Annotated in this window: 15 protein-coding genes; 4 read left to right on the top strand and 11 right to left on the bottom strand. The window is 50.9% G+C overall.

Going from position 1 to position 15,138, the window contains the following annotated elements; translation table 11 throughout:
• Positions 1 to 16 precede the first annotated feature (16 nt).
• The 4 genes from glpX to cmtB are packed head-to-tail and all read right to left on the bottom strand — an operon-like array spanning position 17 to position 4,130.
• A complete protein-coding gene (gene glpX, locus PS053_RS09945) occupies positions 17 to 982 on the bottom strand; it encodes a class II fructose-bisphosphatase (RefSeq protein ID WP_256878852.1) in 966 nt (321 codons plus the stop codon).
• Positions 979 to 2,256, bottom strand: coding sequence for a zinc-binding dehydrogenase (locus PS053_RS09950; protein WP_137649247.1), 1,278 nt, complete (start codon positions 2,254 to 2,256; stop codon positions 979 to 981). Before PS053_RS09950 ends, glpX begins: the two co-directional genes overlap by 4 nt.
• Positions 2,257 to 2,270: 14 nt before the next feature.
• The gene (gene cmtA, locus PS053_RS09955; RefSeq protein WP_256878851.1) at positions 2,271 to 3,659 is read right to left on the bottom strand and encodes a PTS mannitol transporter subunit IICB; all 1,389 of its coding nucleotides are present in this window, start codon (positions 3,657 to 3,659) and stop codon (positions 2,271 to 2,273) included.
• 27 nt (positions 3,660 to 3,686) lie between these two features.
• The gene (gene cmtB, locus PS053_RS09960; protein WP_044712681.1) at positions 3,687 to 4,130 is read right to left on the bottom strand and encodes a PTS mannitol transporter subunit IIA; all 444 of its coding nucleotides are present in this window, start codon (positions 4,128 to 4,130) and stop codon (positions 3,687 to 3,689) included.
• Between the two features lie 370 nt (positions 4,131 to 4,500).
• Between cmtB and PS053_RS09965 the strand changes: the two genes are divergently transcribed.
• A complete protein-coding gene (locus tag PS053_RS09965) occupies positions 4,501 to 5,409 on the top strand; it encodes a prohibitin family protein (RefSeq protein ID WP_059216744.1) in 909 nt (302 codons plus the stop codon).
• A gap of 218 nt (positions 5,410 to 5,627) precedes the next feature.
• On the opposite strand, the gene tkt is transcribed toward PS053_RS09965, so the two are convergent.
• Positions 5,628 to 7,619, bottom strand: coding sequence for a transketolase (gene tkt, locus PS053_RS09970; protein WP_000098638.1), 1,992 nt, complete (start codon positions 7,617 to 7,619; stop codon positions 5,628 to 5,630).
• 277 nt (positions 7,620 to 7,896) lie between these two features.
• Between tkt and loiP the strand changes: the two genes are divergently transcribed.
• The gene (loiP, locus tag PS053_RS09975; protein WP_256878850.1) at positions 7,897 to 8,655 is read left to right on the top strand and encodes a metalloprotease LoiP; all 759 of its coding nucleotides are present in this window, start codon (positions 7,897 to 7,899) and stop codon (positions 8,653 to 8,655) included.
• 323 nt (positions 8,656 to 8,978) lie between these two features.
• Here the strand turns inward: loiP and speB are convergent, their stop codons facing one another.
• The 6 genes from speB to PS053_RS10005 all read right to left on the bottom strand — a co-directional run bounded on the left by speB (position 8,979) and on the right by PS053_RS10005 (position 13,627).
• Positions 8,979 to 9,899 carry an agmatinase gene (speB, locus tag PS053_RS09980; protein ID WP_000105566.1) on the bottom strand — a complete coding sequence of 307 codons (921 nt, stop codon included), beginning with the start codon at positions 9,897 to 9,899 and terminating at the stop codon, positions 8,979 to 8,981.
• A gap of 135 nt (positions 9,900 to 10,034) precedes the next feature.
• Positions 10,035 to 10,766, bottom strand: coding sequence for a hypothetical protein (locus PS053_RS09985; protein WP_256878849.1), 732 nt, complete (start codon positions 10,764 to 10,766; stop codon positions 10,035 to 10,037).
• Positions 10,767 to 10,911: 145 nt separating this feature from the next.
• Positions 10,912 to 12,888, bottom strand: coding sequence for a biosynthetic arginine decarboxylase (speA, locus tag PS053_RS09990; RefSeq protein WP_059214552.1), 1,977 nt, complete (start codon positions 12,886 to 12,888; stop codon positions 10,912 to 10,914).
• A gap of 8 nt (positions 12,889 to 12,896) precedes the next feature.
• Entirely contained in the window at positions 12,897 to 13,028 is a 132-nt protein-coding gene (gene yqgB / locus PS053_RS09995) for an acid stress response protein YqgB (RefSeq protein WP_256878893.1), read from the bottom strand.
• 93 nt (positions 13,029 to 13,121) lie between these two features.
• Entirely contained in the window at positions 13,122 to 13,265 is a 144-nt protein-coding gene (gene yqgG, locus PS053_RS10000; protein WP_269446598.1) for a protein YqgG, read from the bottom strand.
• A gap of 110 nt (positions 13,266 to 13,375) precedes the next feature.
• Positions 13,376 to 13,627 carry a hypothetical protein gene (locus PS053_RS10005; protein ID WP_024164720.1) on the bottom strand — a complete coding sequence of 84 codons (252 nt, stop codon included), beginning with the start codon at positions 13,625 to 13,627 and terminating at the stop codon, positions 13,376 to 13,378.
• Between the two features lie 55 nt (positions 13,628 to 13,682).
• On the opposite strand from PS053_RS10005, the gene metK reads away from it, so the two are divergent.
• Positions 13,683 to 14,837 (top strand): methionine adenosyltransferase, encoded by a 1,155-nt coding sequence (gene metK / locus PS053_RS10010; protein WP_001062126.1) that lies wholly within the window; start codon positions 13,683 to 13,685, stop codon positions 14,835 to 14,837.
• A 66-nt stretch (positions 14,838 to 14,903) separates the two neighbouring features.
• Positions 14,904 to 15,041, top strand: a complete 138-nt coding sequence (locus PS053_RS10015) for a hypothetical protein (protein WP_157730407.1) — start codon at positions 14,904 to 14,906, stop codon at positions 15,039 to 15,041.
• The last annotated feature ends 97 nt before the right edge of the window (positions 15,042 to 15,138 follow it).

Here is a 15,138-nt window from a genome sequence, read left to right on the forward strand (position 1 = left end):
TTCCGATAGATCACCATCAATGCAGGGAGTCTATTATATTACACGTTTGGTCCGCGCCGCCGATCAGTAATGTCTGCGTCCGCACCCCATTCGCCGTCTGTTGGATACCGTTCACCAACTCGCCGCCCGTCACGCCCGTAGCGCTAAAGAGGATATCGTTCCCCCTCACCAGTTCATCGAGCGAGTATACTCGGTTAACGTCAACGCCCATTGCCTTGCAACGCTTGCGCTCCTGCTCTGCAATCTGCCGATTTTCCGTGTAATCCCCTTTAGCCTGACAAAAGTCAATCAGCTCGGCCTGCATATCTCCGCCCAGCGCTTTGACGGCACAGGCAGAAATAACCCCTTCTGGTGCGCCGCCGATGGTATACATCACGTCGTAAGGATTATCCTGCCAGCAGGTCAGCACGCTGGCGGCGACATCGCCATCCGGCAAGGCGAAAACCTTCACGCCCAGTTGCGTTGCTTCCTCAATCACGGCACGAAGACGGGGTTTATCCAGCGTAACCATGCGTAGCCGGTCCAGCGGTTTTCCTAACGCTTTCGCCACGTTGCGCAAGTTATCCGCCAGAGGCAAAGACAAATCAATCGCGCCCGCCGCCAGTCGATTAACAACCAGTTTTTTCATATACATATCGGGCGCGTGTAACAAGCTACCTCGTGGTGCGAAAGCCATTACCGCCAGCGCATTGCTCTGCCCCATCGCCACCATCCGCGTACCTTCAATGGGATCAACCGCAATATCCACTTCTGGCCCATCCCCCTTGCCTACATCTTCACCAATCCACAGCATCGGCGCGTGGTCAATCTCCCCCTCACCGATAACCACTCGCCCACGAAAAGCGACGTCGTTCAACGCCTGACGCATCGCGGTGACCGCCAGACCATCAATTTTGTTTTTATCGCCACATCCGGTTTGCGGCCAGGCAGCCAACGCTGCCTGTTCCGTAACGCGAAATAATGGCCACGCCAGGGACATCATTGCGCAGCCTCCCCGATATCAACGCCAAATTGCGCCAGCAGATATTTCTCGGCCTGTTCATTCCAGATACCGTGCGTTTCCTCAACCAACCGCGCCAGCGCTTTAAACAGCGGATCGGTTTTGCCTTTTTCGGCAAAATCAGCAATGGCGGTCAGCGGCATGGTGACACCGTTATAAATGAGTTTTTTGCCGCCGGGGATATCCGGCAAATTGAGCACGGTATCTGGCACCGCATCCAGCCCACCGACATGGGTCACCATAAAGGACGGCTGCAACTGCCCCGTGGCACTTAGCGCTATCGCCTCTTTCATATCGTCCGTTGAACCGCCAGATGTACCGACAACATGCGTGCTGTTGTAATGCACGTTGTAGAAATTAAACGGTACTTTGAAGTTTTTATCCGTCGGCCCGGCAAAGAAGTTCAGGCAACCATCTTCCGCCAGTAATTCGTCAGCCATCTCAACGACAGCAGGCACCGCCGCATAAACAAAAATGTCATCGAACCCGGCATCTCCTGTCAGTGCCCGCAGTATCTGGACCGGATCGCTCATCCCTTTGGTATTCACATATACCAGCTCAATGCCTTTACTGGCCGCCATTTCCGCCGGCAGCAGCTTCTGCACCTGCTCCAGCCGTTTTTCGTCGATATCGACCACCACTATCCGCGACGGTTGTATATCACCGTTAATGGCGTAATCGATAGCACCAATCCCCATCGGGCCAGCACACGCCAGCAGCGCAATATTGCCGCCAGGTTTGACGCCCATGCGATGTTCGTAAACATATTGCGTGGTGTGATAATTGGCATGATAAGCGCCAATAATGCAGCACATCGGTTCCGCCAGCGATGCCGCAGCAAAATAAGAGCCGTGATACGGTAATACGCAGCCCAGGTTAATAGCGACCTCAGGAATAATCATATAAGTGGCATTACCGCCAAAATATTCGTAGCTGTATCCGGCTGAATATCCACTGGGTAATCCCATTGCCGGTTGCAGTACAAAACGCTGCCCCTTTTTATATTTCCCGGTAAGATTCTTACCCACTTCGACAATAATCCCGGCACATTCATGCCCGGTAATGACCGGATGATTTTCTAAATCGTCGGGGACGCGTTTATGTTCACTACCGAGTAACGCCGCTTTCCATGTTGATAAACAAACACTGTCGGAAATAACGCTAACCAGTAATTCATTATCGGTAATTTCGGGCAATTCAAATTCGCGCAGACGGACATCCCGCTTGCCATAAATAGCAGCAACTTTGGTTTTCATTTTTACCTCTGCAATCAGTTTTTATGTTCGGCGGTTAATTGATTAAATAAAGTGTCGAGTTTTGGATCGCCAATATAGTTATTAATCAATATCAGTGGCTTCTCCGTCACGCGTTTCACTCGCCCTTCCAGACTGGCGTGCGTGACGACAATATCTGCATCCGCAGGCACGTTTTCGATGGCGTAATGTTTTACTTCAATTGCCAGTCCCGCTTTTTCCAGACGCTTACGGAAGGTGGTTGCGCCCATCGCGCTGGAGCCCATCCCCGCATCGCAAACAAAAGCAATACGCTTAACACGGCTTAATGAGAACGCGCCTTTCTGCTTCATTGCCTTAACGGCATTGGCTGATTCGGCAAACTCATCCTCACTCTCGGTTTCTGCCGTTTTTTCCATCTTCAGTATCAGGGAAGTAATGACGAAAGACACCAGGGTGCCGACTGTAACACCGGCAATTGTCGCCAGGAACGAGCCTTTCGGCGTCAGTGCCAGGTAAGCAAAGATAGACCCCGGACTTGGGCCAGCCACCAGACCACCATCCAGTAAGTTAAACATCCAGGTGCCAGACATGCCGCCCGCAATCATGGCGATAATAGTCAGCGGCTTCATCAGCACGTACGGGAAATACAGTTCGTGGATCCCGCCGAGGAAGTGAATAATCATCGCGCCAGGCGCAGAGTGCTTACTCATTCCCTTACCAAACAGACTAAACGCCAGCAGCAACCCCAACCCTGGCCCCGGATTCGACGCCACCATAAAGAAGATGGATTTACCGTTAACCGAAGCCTGTTGCATCCCCAACGGATAATAGACGCCCTGATCGATAGCGTTATTGAGGAAAAGCACTTTTGCTGGTTCATTGATGACTGACAGCAAAGGCAAATAGCCCGCATGTACCAACGCCTCAATACACTCTTTGACGAAAGTATTGGCAATTAACACTGCCGGACCGATAACTTCAAAGCCCAACAAGCAGAGGATCATCCCGGCAATCCCTAATGAGAAGTTATTGATAACCATCTCAAAACCGGCGGGGATTCGCTTTTCCAGAACCTTATCGATGTATTTAATCACCAGGCCGCCCAGCGGCCCCATAATCATTGATCCAAGGAACATAGGTATATCAGCGCCGACGATCACACCGATAGTACCGATTCCCCCCATTACTGCGCCGCGCTTACCACCGACCAAATGACCGCCGGTAGAACCAATCATCACGGGCAATAAATAGGTAATCATTGGACCGACAATTTTGGCGAAATGTTCGTTTGGCAGCCAACCGGTGGGAATAAATAACGCCGTTATAAATCCCCAGGCAATAAAGGCACCGATATTGGGGATGACCATTGCAGTCAAAAAGCCCCCAAAAGCCTGGACCTTTGCACGAGCAGACTTGTTTTCCATGATATTATCCTGTAGAGGAGAGAGTAATTATCCGCGGCTGATAATGTCCGCTAATTGTCTTTCTGATGTTGCTGTTAATAATTGTTCGAGTATTTCATCTTCACTCAGTAATTCGCCTAACGCCTGAATAGCGCCAATGTGCGAATCGGCATCGGCAGCAGAAAGCCCGATAAGTAATTTAATCGGTTCATTACTTCCCGGAAAATACACTGGCCGTTCGAGTAATGTCAGAGACATCCCGGTTTTAAGCGCCCCACATTCTGGCCGTGCATGAGGCATCGCTACTCCCGACGCAAGAATATAATAAGGACCATTGCTGATAGTTGAATCTTTAATAGCCTGGATATAATCCTCGCTGATATAATTTTCTGCTAGCAGTGATGCCATCGAAAAATCAATAGCATCCTGCCACTCTTTTGCTGCATGTATAACTGAGATTGATGATTCTGGAAAATAATCAATAAGCTGCATAAAATATCCTTATTTTTAGAATGCCGCCGAGCGGTAAAAACAGAATACAGCGAATAAAATTGAAATCAATTCAGCTTAAAAGACAGCATTTAAAAGTCGGCAATAATATCAAACTATAATTAACAATGAGTTGTGATAAGATAAAAATAAGTCAATCATTAAAACGTGACAGTGAACACAAATAATGATTTTTTTATTAAACATATAATTGTGACTTGCATCACTTTTTGTATATTGAAAGTACGAAAATGGACAATTTAGTTTTAATCATTTCCGCTATCGCCTTTATAGAATCCTAATTAACAAGCGTTCTCTGTTCTCTTTTCTGCCCATATGACATATTCCGTATCTTTACTCAAGGAAGATACACATGAAAGCCCCAATTGCGATAACCTCATTCCGTCCGCAAAAACCTCTTGCCATCTCTATTGGCGTTCTGGCCATTGTGATACTGCCCTTTCTCTCGTATTACACCGTAAATGAAGGCGAGCGCGGTATTTTGCTTCGCTACGGAAAAATAGTAAAAGTGGCCGATCCGGGGTTGGGTTTTAAGATTCCTTTTATGGAAAGTGTGGAGAAAATTTCCACGCGTAATCAGGCTGTTGTCTATCAAGGGTTGCAAGCCTACAGTCGTGACCAGCAGCCAGCGCAAATGACTGTATCAGTCAGCTTCCATATTAAGCCTTCAGAAGCGGGGGCGGTTTATACTACCTATAACACCATTGACGCCTTAAAAGATCGCCTTATTGTTCGACAGTTGCCGACCCAACTGGAGAACGTTTTCGGGCAGTATACTGCCATCAGCGCCGTACAGGATCGTACAAAATTAGTTCAGGATCTACAAAACGCGATGCGTAAAGCCGTGGTTGGCCCGGTGGTTATTGACGGGGTGCAAATTGAGAATATTGATTTTTCTGATGCTTATGAAAAGTCGATTGAGGACCGGATGAAAGCGGAAGTCGCTATTGCCACACGTAAACAAAATCTGGAAACAGAAAAAATCCAGGCGCAAATTGCGGTAACTCAAGCCCAGGCAGAAGCAGATAGTAAGCTGGCGGCGGCCAAAGCGGAAGCAGAAACGATTCGCGTAAGAGGTGCGGCAGAAGCCGAAACTATCCGTTTAAAAAGTGCCGCAGAAGCAGAAGCTATTCGCCTGCGCGGAGAAGCACTGCGAGATAATCCAGGCCTTGTAGCCCTTACCACTGCTGAACGCTGGAACGGTAAATTACCCGATACCATGATCCCCGGCAGTACAGTTCCGTTTATCTCCACCAAATAATAAAGGGCCGCGTTTGCGGCCCATGAGACTGATGGCAAAGGCAAAACTGCCTGATGCGCTACGCTTATCAGGCCTACATACTTCCTGCAATATATAGAATTTGCACGATCTAGTAGGTCGGATAAGGCGTACACGCCGCATCCGACATAAACAACGCGCACTTTGCTAATAATCTGCAGGGCCGCTTTCGCGGCCCTTCTCACAAAACGTCTTACTGATTACAGCAGCGCTTTGGCTTTCGCAACAACGTTGTCAACGGTGAAGCCGAACTCTTCGAACAGCTGTTCTGCCGGAGCAGATTCACCGAAGGTATTCATGCCGACGATAGCGCCATTCAGGCCAACATACTTGTACCAGTAGTCAGCAATGCCCGCTTCCACCGCAACGCGAGCAGTAACCGCTTTCGGCAGTACAGACTCACGGTAAGCCGCATCCTGCTTGTCGAACGCGTCGGTAGACGGCATAGAAACCACGCGCGCTTTCACGCCTTCGGCAGTCAGTTTTTCATATGCAGCGACAGCCAGTTCAACTTCAGAACCAGTGGCGATGAAGATCAGTTCCGGCTGACCGGCACAGTCTTTCAGCACATAACCACCACGCGCGATGTTTGCCAGCTGCTCTTCAGTACGTTCTTGCTGCGCCAGGTTCTGACGGGAGAGGATCAATGCGGTCGGGCCGTCCTGACGCTCAACACCGTATTTCCACGCTACCGCGGATTCAACCTGGTCACACGGGCGCCATGTAGACATGTTCGGGGTCACGCGCAGAGAAGCGACCTGCTCTACCGGCTGGTGAGTCGGGCCATCTTCGCCCAGACCGATGGAATCGTGGGTGTAAACCATCACCTGACGCTGTTTCATCAGCGCTGCCATACGTACGGCGTTACGTGCGTATTCCACAAACATCAGGAAGGTGGAGGTGTACGGCAGGAAACCACCGTGCAGGGAGATACCGTTAGCAATCGCGGTCATACCGAACTCGCGAACACCGTAGTGGATGTAGTTACCCGCGGCATCTTCGTTGATTGCTTTAGAGCCAGACCACAGAGTCAGGTTAGATGGCGCCAGGTCAGCGGAACCGCCGAGGAATTCCGGCAACAGCGGACCGAACGCTTCAATCGCATTCTGAGATGCTTTACGGCTGGCGATTTTCACCGGGTTCGCCTGCAGTTTAGCGATGAACTCTTTTGCTTTCGCGTCGAAGTCAGACGGCATTTCGCCTTTCATACGGCGGGTAAATTCAGCAGCTTCCTGCGGATAAGCTTTCGCGTAAGCAGCGAATTTCTCGTTCCATGCGGACTCTTTCGCCTGACCTGCTTCTTTCGCATCCCACTGAGCATAGATTTCAGACGGGATTTCGAACGGCGCATATTTCCAGCCCAGCTGTTCGCGGGTCAGGGCAATTTCAGCGTCGCCCAGCGGCGCACCGTGGGAGTCGTGCGTACCGGCTTTGTTCGGGGAACCGAAACCGATGATGGTTTTGCACATCAGCAGGGACGGTTTGTCAGTCACTGCGCGCGCTTCTTCTACTGCGCGTTTGATGGATGCCGCGTCATGACCGTCGATGTCGCGAATAACGTGCCAACCGTAGGCTTCGAAACGCATTGCGGTATCGTCGGTGAACCAGCCTTCAACGTGACCATCAATAGAGATACCGTTGTCATCGTAGAATGCAATCAGTTTACCCAGCTTCAGGGTGCCCGCCAGAGAGCAAACTTCGTGGGAGATGCCTTCCATCATGCAGCCATCACCCATGAACGCGTAGGTGTAGTGGTCAACGATGTCGTAACCAGGACGGTTAAACTGCGCCGCCAGCGTTTTTTCTGCGATAGCCATACCGACTGCGTTGGCAATACCCTGACCCAGCGGACCAGTGGTGGTTTCCACACCAGCGGTGTAACCCACTTCCGGGTGGCCCGGCGTTTTGGAATGCAGTTGACGGAAGTTTTTCAGTTCTTCCATCGGCAGATCATAACCAGTGAGGTGCAGCAGGCTGTAGATCAGCATGGAGCCGTGGCCGTTGGACAGCACGAAGCGGTCACGGTCAGCCCAGGACGGATTCTGCGGGTTATGTTTCAGGAAATCACGCCACAGGACTTCGGCAATGTCAGCCATACCCATCGGGGCGCCCGGGTGACCGGATTTGGCTTTTTGTACTGCGTCCATGCTCAGCGCACGAATAGCATTGGCAAGCTCTTTACGTGAGGACATTTTGACTCCAGATCGGATGATGAAGGGCACGCCCTTAACGACTTGACGACAGCGCGTTTTGGGCTACGCCGGAAAATTTGCCAACAATTTACCGCAAGCCGCGCGTCATGTACATGGAACATCCTTTTGCCGTCTCAGAAATCTCTGGATCATGCTCGCATGTTGCGCAATCTGCTCGCCCGTCCATCACGCTTTTCCTTATACTTAGCCAGAACGTCGATTCACCTGCAAACGGCGTATTTTTAGAATAATCCTGACCTTGTGCGGAAGAGAAAACATGAAAATTCGCGCCTTATTGGTAGCAATGAGCGTGGCAACGGCACTGACCGGTTGCCAGAATATGGACACCAATGGACTGCTCTCATCTGGAGCGGAAGCTTTTCAGGCTTACACGCTGAGTGATGCGCAGGTGAAAAGCCTGAGCGATCAGGCATGCCAGGAGATGGACAGCAAGGCGACGATTGCACCAGCCAGTAGCGAATATGCTAAACGCCTGACAGCAATTTCCCGTGCATTGGGCGATAACATCAACGGTCAGCCGGTGAATTACAAAGTGTATATGGCGAAGGATGTGAACGCTTTTGCAATGGCGAATGGCTGCATCCGTGTCTACAGTGGCTTGATGGATATGATGACCGATAACGAAGTTGAAGCAGTGATAGGCCACGAGATGGGACACGTCGCATTAGGTCATGTGAAGAAAGGGATGCAGGTAGCGTTAGGTACCAATGCAGTACGCGTCGCGGCGGCCTCTGCGGGCGGAGTTATCGGCAGCTTATCGCAATCACAACTCGGCGACCTGGGCGAGAAACTGGTCAACTCGCAATTCTCTCAGCGCCAGGAATCGGAAGCAGATGATTACTCCTATGACCTTCTGCGCCAACGCGGCATCAGCCCGGCGGGTCTTGCCACCAGCTTTGAAAAACTGGCGAAACTGGAAGCTGGCCGCCAAAGCTCAATGTTTGACGACCATCCGGCCTCCGCCGAACGCGCCCAGCATATTCGCGATCGCATGAGCGCGGATGGAGTTAAGTAAAGTCTGGTGGTGCCGAACGTAGATCAGATAAGGCATTCACGCCGCATCCGACATGAATGGCACATTTACTACCTCGTGCGCATTGCCGGATGCGATGCTGGCGCATCTTATCCGGCCTACAGGTGCCGAACGTAGGTCAGATAAGGCGTTCACGCCGCATCCGACATGAATGGCACATTTACTACCTCGTGCGCATTGCCGGATGCGATGCTGGCGCATCTTATCCGGCCTACAGGTGCCGAACGTAGGTCAGATAAGGCGTTCACGCTGCATCCGACATTAATAGCAAATAGTACGTTACCCGTGCGCAGCTTATTCGGCGCTTACTCGCCCTTTTTCGCCGCCTGAATATACAGCATCTCCAGCGCCAGCGTCGCTGCTGCCAGAGCGGTGATTTCAGACTGATCGTATGCCGGAGCCACTTCCACTACGTCCATCCCAACAATGTTGAGATCTTTCAGACCACGAACCAGTTTAATGGCGCGATCGGAGGTCAGGCCGCCAATCACTGGCGTACCGGTTCCCGGCGCAAATGCAGGGTCCAGGCAATCGATATCAAAGGTCAGGTAAACCGGCATATCACCAACAATCTGTTTCACCTGGGCGATAACGTCATCCACACTGCGATCGTTCACCTGGCAAGCATCCAGCACGGTAAAGCCATTATCTTTATCGAACTCAGTACGAATACCAATCTGCACGGAATGATTCGGGTCGATCAGACCTTCTTTCGGCGCAGTATAGAACATGGTGCCGTGGTCAAATTCACAACCGTTCGCATAGGTATCGGTGTGGGCGTCAAAGTGTACCAGCGCCATTTTGCCGAAATGCTTCGCATGAGCACGCAACAGCGGCAGCGTAACAAAGTGGTCACCACCGAAGGAGAGCATACGCTTGCCAGCAGCCAGCAGCTTCTCGGCGTGCGCCTGCAATTTCTCGCTCATCTCACGGGCATCGCCGAAGGCATACACCAGATCGCCGCAGTCCACCACGTTCAGGCGCTCACGCATGTCGAAATTCCACGGGAAGCGATTGTGTTCCCAGGCCAGATTCGTCGAAACCTGGCGAATCGCTGCCGGACCGTGGCGCCCCCCCGCACGACCAGAAGTGGCCATATCAAACGGCACGCCAGTAATCACCCAGTCGGCATCGCTGTCATACGGCTGGAAGTTCATCGGCAGGCGTAAAAAACCAAAGGCATTGGAAACCAGTGAGTTATCGTATTGATGACCTAAGGTGCTCATGGATGGACTCCTATTACAAAGTCGATATAAAAAAACCCTTCCGCGTCGTTAGGCCCGACGAGGAAGGGTTGGATTCGCGAAACACATATTTAGAGCAATTATCGCCTTAAATGGGCGAAGCATCAAGCGAGGTTGCTACTTACGACACGGCGGCGGCGCATAACCGTTGTTGTCTGCAGGAAATGCCTGCGCAGAACATGGCGGTTGCGCATTTTGAACCGGGCTTTGCAATTCAAAAGCGGCAAAGCCAATCACCCCTGTATTACGCACATCGCCTTGCGCCGAATTGGCAGCGTAGGAATCAGCAACGTTGGCGAACTGAAAAGCCGCTTCGGTATGTTTATCTTTGCGGAATCCTTTAATCGCTAACGAATCTCCAGCATTCACAATATAGCCATTGTTGTTCAACGAACCTTGTTTTCCGTTCAGAACATCCAGGCCATCAACCGTGGCAACAATCTCGTAGTTAGTGTTACGGCTGTAGTTACGGATATATAGTTGATAATTCATTCCCACACGAGCCTGAACAATATATCTCGGCTCATTATTTGATGAATCATAAACCCGTGTTATAGGAAGCGAATTGAAATTAGCATCACGAATAGCATATTCCAGTTCGTTAATACGAATACTGTAAACGCGATCGTAACCAGAAGGAATGTTAGTTGAATAGTTAATAACGATCATTTCTGCGGGATCGCGCCAGGCTCGTTCAGCAGATACGCCCTGAACCGATGAGTGCACATCCCCACCCCAGGCGGTGCCGACATTGCCCGATGCACTGCTATTATACTGCGCATTACTGGAACAACCAGCCAGCAGCACGACTAATGCTATCAACGCGCTACGTACTTTCCATTTTTTCATAACCGTTCCCTCTGCATTTAATTAATGCAGCGATTGTAGGGAGATTATTTAATAAGAAAAGCAGCAAAATTATTTTTAAGAATATATAAAAAGAAAGCGAGCCGATTTACGTAAATAAATCGACCCGCCAGCGGAATAATCTTAATTACTCATCTTCAAGATAAGTATAACCGTACAAACCTGCCTCGAACTCTTCCAGGAACTGTTGTTGCAGTTCAGCATCAAGATCGGTTTTCTTCACCTGATCGCGGAACTGGGTTAACAGCGTTTTCGGATCGAGCTGAACATATTGCAGCATGTCCGCCACGGTATCGCCTTCATCAGACAGTTCCACTTCTACGCTGCCATCCGGGAAGACAAATACGTCAACCGCTTCGGTATCACCGAACAGGTTGTGCATGTTGCCGAGGATCTCCTGATAGGCACCGACCATAAAGAAACCAAGCATCGGCGGATTCTCCGGGTCGTACTCCGGCATCGGCATTGTCGTGGCGATACCATCGCCATCAATATAGTGATCGATAGCGCCGTCAGAGTCACAGGTGATATCCAACAGAACCGCGCGGCGTTCCGGGACTTGATTCAGCCCTTCCAGCGGCAGAACCGGGAACAACTGGTCGATCCCCCACGCATCCGGCATCGACTGGAACAATGAAAAGTTGACGTACATTTTGTCCGCCATACGTTCCTGCAATTCGTCGATAATCGGGCGATGGGCGCGATTTTGCGGGTCCAGTTGTTTCTGCACTTCATGGCACATACTCAAATAGAGCTGTTCCGCCCATGCGCGTTCTTGCAGGTTATAAGTGCCTGAAGAATAGCCAATATGAATATCGTGCAGATCCATCTGGCTGTCATGCAGCCACTCGCGCAGTGAACGGCGAGTTCCCGGCTCGTGCATCTCCAGCCAGGTTTCCCACATGCTTTGCAGCGCGCGCGGCGCGTCTTCTGCGGGCGCGGTTGGGACCGTGTATTCGTTACGTTCCACACCGATGATATTCGATACCAGCACGGTATGGTGCGCAGTCACCGCACGGCCCGATTCGGTGATCACCGTCGGATGCGGCAGGCCATTTTCTTCACAGGCATCGCCAATCGCCCAGATAATGTTGTTGGCGTATTCATTGAGGCCGTAGTTCACCGAACAATCGGACTGCGAACGAGTACCTTCATAATCCACACCCAGACCGCCGCCAACATCAAAACACTGAATGTTGACACCCAGTTTGTGCAACTCAACATAGAAGCGTGCAGATTCACGAACGCCAGTGGCGATATCGCGAATATTCGCCATCTGTGAACCGAGGTGGAAGTGCAGCAGTTGCAGGCTGTCGAGACGCCCGGCTTCACGCAACGTTTCAACCAGTTGCAGAACCTGCGTCGCTGCCAGACCGAATTTCGACTTCTCGCCGCCGGAAGACTGCCATTTGCCAGAACCTTGCGAGGCCAGACGGGCACGCACGCCCAGACGAGGGATGACGTTCAGACGTTCTGCTTCATCCAGCACAATGGCGATTTCCGACATTTTCTCAATAACCAGATAGACCTTATGGCCCATCTTCTCGCCAATCAGCGCCAGACGAATATATTCACGATCTTTATAACCGTTACAGACGATGACGCTGCGAGTCATTCCTGCATGCGCCAGAACCGCCATCAACTCGGCTTTCGACCCGGCTTCCAGCCCCAGCGGTTCGCCAGAGTGAATCAGCGACTCAATCACACGGCGATGCTGGTTAACTTTGATCGGATAAACGAGGAAATAGTCGCCGTTGTAACCGTAGGATTCACGCGCGCGTTTGAACGCAGCGTTAATAGAACGCAAGCGGTGTTGCAAGATCTGCGGGAAGCAGAACAGTGCAGGCAGACGCTGGCCCTGCGCTTCGCGAGTTTTCACCAACTGCGCGAGATCGACGCGAGCTTCCGGGACGTCCGGGTCCGGGCAGACACTGATGTGGCCCAGCTCATTCACGTCGTAGTAGTTATTGCCCCACCAGGCAATATTGTAAGTACGCAGCATCTTGCTGGCTTCCTGCGAGCTCATTGCAACCTCCTGCATGGAGCGTAGTACACCATGTTCGCCCGCTGACGAAGGCAAACTCATAGACATGTCGTCAGACATAGCGAACCTCAAATTATTTTATTAAGTGTAAAACAGTTAACCACTATCGCAGCCTCAAACTGCGATAACAACCCATAAGCACACGGATTTTCCAGCAGCGTATGCTGACACTCCGACTGCGCAATCGGTTTCTTTTTCATAACATTATTAAGCACATAACCGAACGTAACTGTGACAGTCCGGCGAAACCACGAGAAAACTCTTGTCATAACAAGAGCGCCCTTGTTCAGTCCTCAATAACTGTTGCCAGCTCTTGAATCCTGAGAAGCGCCGAGATGGGTATAACATCGGCAGGTATGCAAAGCAGAGATGCAGAGTGCGGGGAACGAATCTACACCAGAACGGTGCGACAGATTAAGCAGCAGACAACGATTCATTATTTCGTATCACCTCCACGGCCGCCTGCAAAGACGAACCAACAAGCTAAAACACTGATTTCAACCCGGCTGGAAGTGGCAACACGAAAGAAACGCCGTGTGCTTTTTATTTAAGCCGCGCGTCGCGTTTTATACCCCACAATGGCAGAAAAATGCAAAAGATAAATGCGCAGAATGCCAGCATTGTCAGGAAAAATTTCCAGCCACGTTTTTAGCAGAATGAGACATGTTTCAAAAAAAAGTGGCAATCGGGTGAAGAATTGACCTAAAATAGCCATCCAGATGTTAATCCGTCCATACTGATTAACACTCAGACTGCCAGTGTTTTTAACCTGCAGAGTCGTGGTAGGATCCGCTACCACAGAAATTCCACACAACAGTTTGAGCTAACTAAATTCTCTTTAGGTGATATTAAATATGGCAAAACACCTTTTTACGTCCGAGTCCGTTTCTGAAGGGCATCCTGACAAAATTGCTGACCAAATTTCTGATGCCGTTTTAGACGCGATCCTCGAACAGGATCCGAAAGCACGCGTTGCTTGCGAAACCTACGTAAAAACCGGCATGGTTTTAGTTGGCGGTGAAATCACTACCAGCGCCTGGGTAGACATCGAAGAGATCACCCGTAATACCGTTCGTGAGATTGGCTATGTGCATTCCGACATGGGCTTTGACGCTAACTCCTGTGCGGTTCTGAGCGCCATCGGTAAACAGTCCCCGGATATCAACCAGGGTGTTGACCGTGCCGATCCGCTGGAACAGGGCGCGGGCGACCAGGGTCTGATGTTTGGCTACGCGACCAATGAAACCGACGTGCTGATGCCAGCACCTATCACCTATGCGCACCGTCTGGTACAACGTCAGGCTGAAGTGCGTAAAAACGGCACTCTGCCATGGCTGCGCCCGGACGCGAAAAGCCAGGTTACTTTCCAGTATGATGACGGCAAAATCGTCGGCATCGATGCGGTGGTGCTTTCCACTCAGCACTCTGAAGAAATCGACCAGAAATGCCTGCAAGAAGCGGTTATGGAAGAGATCATCAAACCGATTCTGCCGTCTGAATGGCTGACTTCTGCAACCAAATTCTTCATCAACCCGACCGGACGTTTCGTGATCGGCGGTCCGATGGGCGACTGCGGTCTGACCGGACGTAAAATTATCGTAGATACCTACGGCGGCATGGCGCGTCACGGTGGCGGTGCGTTCTCCGGTAAAGATCCATCAAAAGTGGACCGTTCTGCAGCGTACGCCGCACGCTATGTAGCGAAAAACATCGTTGCCGCTGGCCTGGCTGATCGTTGTGAAATCCAGGTTTCCTACGCAATCGGCGTGGCTGAACCGACCTCCATCATGGTGGAAACTTTCGGTACCGAGAAAGTGCCTTCAGAACAACTGACCCTGCTGGTGCGCGAGTTCTTCGACCTGCGTCCATACGGTCTGATTAAGATGCTGGATCTGCTGCACCCGATCTACAAAGAGACCGCGGCATATGGTCACTTTGGTCGCGAACATTTCCCATGGGAAAAAACCGACAAAGCACAGCTTCTGCGCGATGCCGCTGGACTGAAATAATACTCCAGCGCCTTCGTCTTCAAGGCCAGCCACGCGCTGGCCTTTTCTTTTCCAGTGAAATGCCCGATGCGCTACGCCTATCAGGCCTACAACTATCGCAATAGAAAGGTGGATAAGGCATTCACGCTGCATCCGGTAAAAAGCCGTCCGCACGATAGCAATATTCTGTTGCTGAACACGTTTACTCGTAAAGTATCACAATAATTGAAACCGATTACACCAGCCTACATGCCAGATATTAATAATATTTTCATCATATTATTCAATTTCCACAGTTGTTACATTTCTTTTCAGCAAAGTC

This window comes from Escherichia albertii, assembly GCF_028622335.1.
GTDB classification, from domain to species: domain Bacteria; phylum Pseudomonadota; class Gammaproteobacteria; order Enterobacterales; family Enterobacteriaceae; genus Escherichia; species Escherichia albertii.

What these genes read in the sequence shown, in the direction of transcription:
- yqgB (WP_256878893.1), bottom strand. Translation starts at nt 13,028, where the DNA reads ATGAAAAAGAAACCGATTGCGCAGTCGGAGTGTCAGCATACGCTGCTG.
- tkt (WP_000098638.1), bottom strand. Translation starts at nt 7,619, where the DNA reads ATGTCCTCACGTAAAGAGCTTGCCAATGCTATTCGTGCGCTGAGCATG.
- loiP (WP_256878850.1), top strand. Translation starts at nt 7,897, where the DNA reads ATGAAAATTCGCGCCTTATTGGTAGCAATGAGCGTGGCAACGGCACTG.
- metK (WP_001062126.1), top strand. Translation starts at nt 13,683, where the DNA reads ATGGCAAAACACCTTTTTACGTCCGAGTCCGTTTCTGAAGGGCATCCT.
- yqgG (WP_269446598.1), bottom strand. Translation starts at nt 13,265, where the DNA reads ATGAATCGTTGTCTGCTGCTTAATCTGTCGCACCGTTCTGGTGTAGAT.
- PS053_RS09965 (WP_059216744.1), top strand. Translation starts at nt 4,501, where the DNA reads ATGAAAGCCCCAATTGCGATAACCTCATTCCGTCCGCAAAAACCTCTT.
- speA (WP_059214552.1), bottom strand. Translation starts at nt 12,888, where the DNA reads ATGTCTGACGACATGTCTATGAGTTTGCCTTCGTCAGCGGGCGAACAT.
- cmtA (WP_256878851.1), bottom strand. Translation starts at nt 3,659, where the DNA reads ATGGAAAACAAGTCTGCTCGTGCAAAGGTCCAGGCTTTTGGGGGCTTT.
- PS053_RS10015 (WP_157730407.1), top strand. Translation starts at nt 14,904, where the DNA reads ATGCGCTACGCCTATCAGGCCTACAACTATCGCAATAGAAAGGTGGAT.
- PS053_RS09950 (WP_137649247.1), bottom strand. Translation starts at nt 2,256, where the DNA reads ATGAAAACCAAAGTTGCTGCTATTTATGGCAAGCGGGATGTCCGTCTG.
- cmtB (WP_044712681.1), bottom strand. Translation starts at nt 4,130, where the DNA reads ATGCAGCTTATTGATTATTTTCCAGAATCATCAATCTCAGTTATACAT.
- PS053_RS09985 (WP_256878849.1), bottom strand. Translation starts at nt 10,766, where the DNA reads ATGAAAAAATGGAAAGTACGTAGCGCGTTGATAGCATTAGTCGTGCTG.
- speB (WP_000105566.1), bottom strand. Translation starts at nt 9,899, where the DNA reads ATGAGCACCTTAGGTCATCAATACGATAACTCACTGGTTTCCAATGCC.
- glpX (WP_256878852.1), bottom strand. Translation starts at nt 982, where the DNA reads ATGATGTCCCTGGCGTGGCCATTATTTCGCGTTACGGAACAGGCAGCG.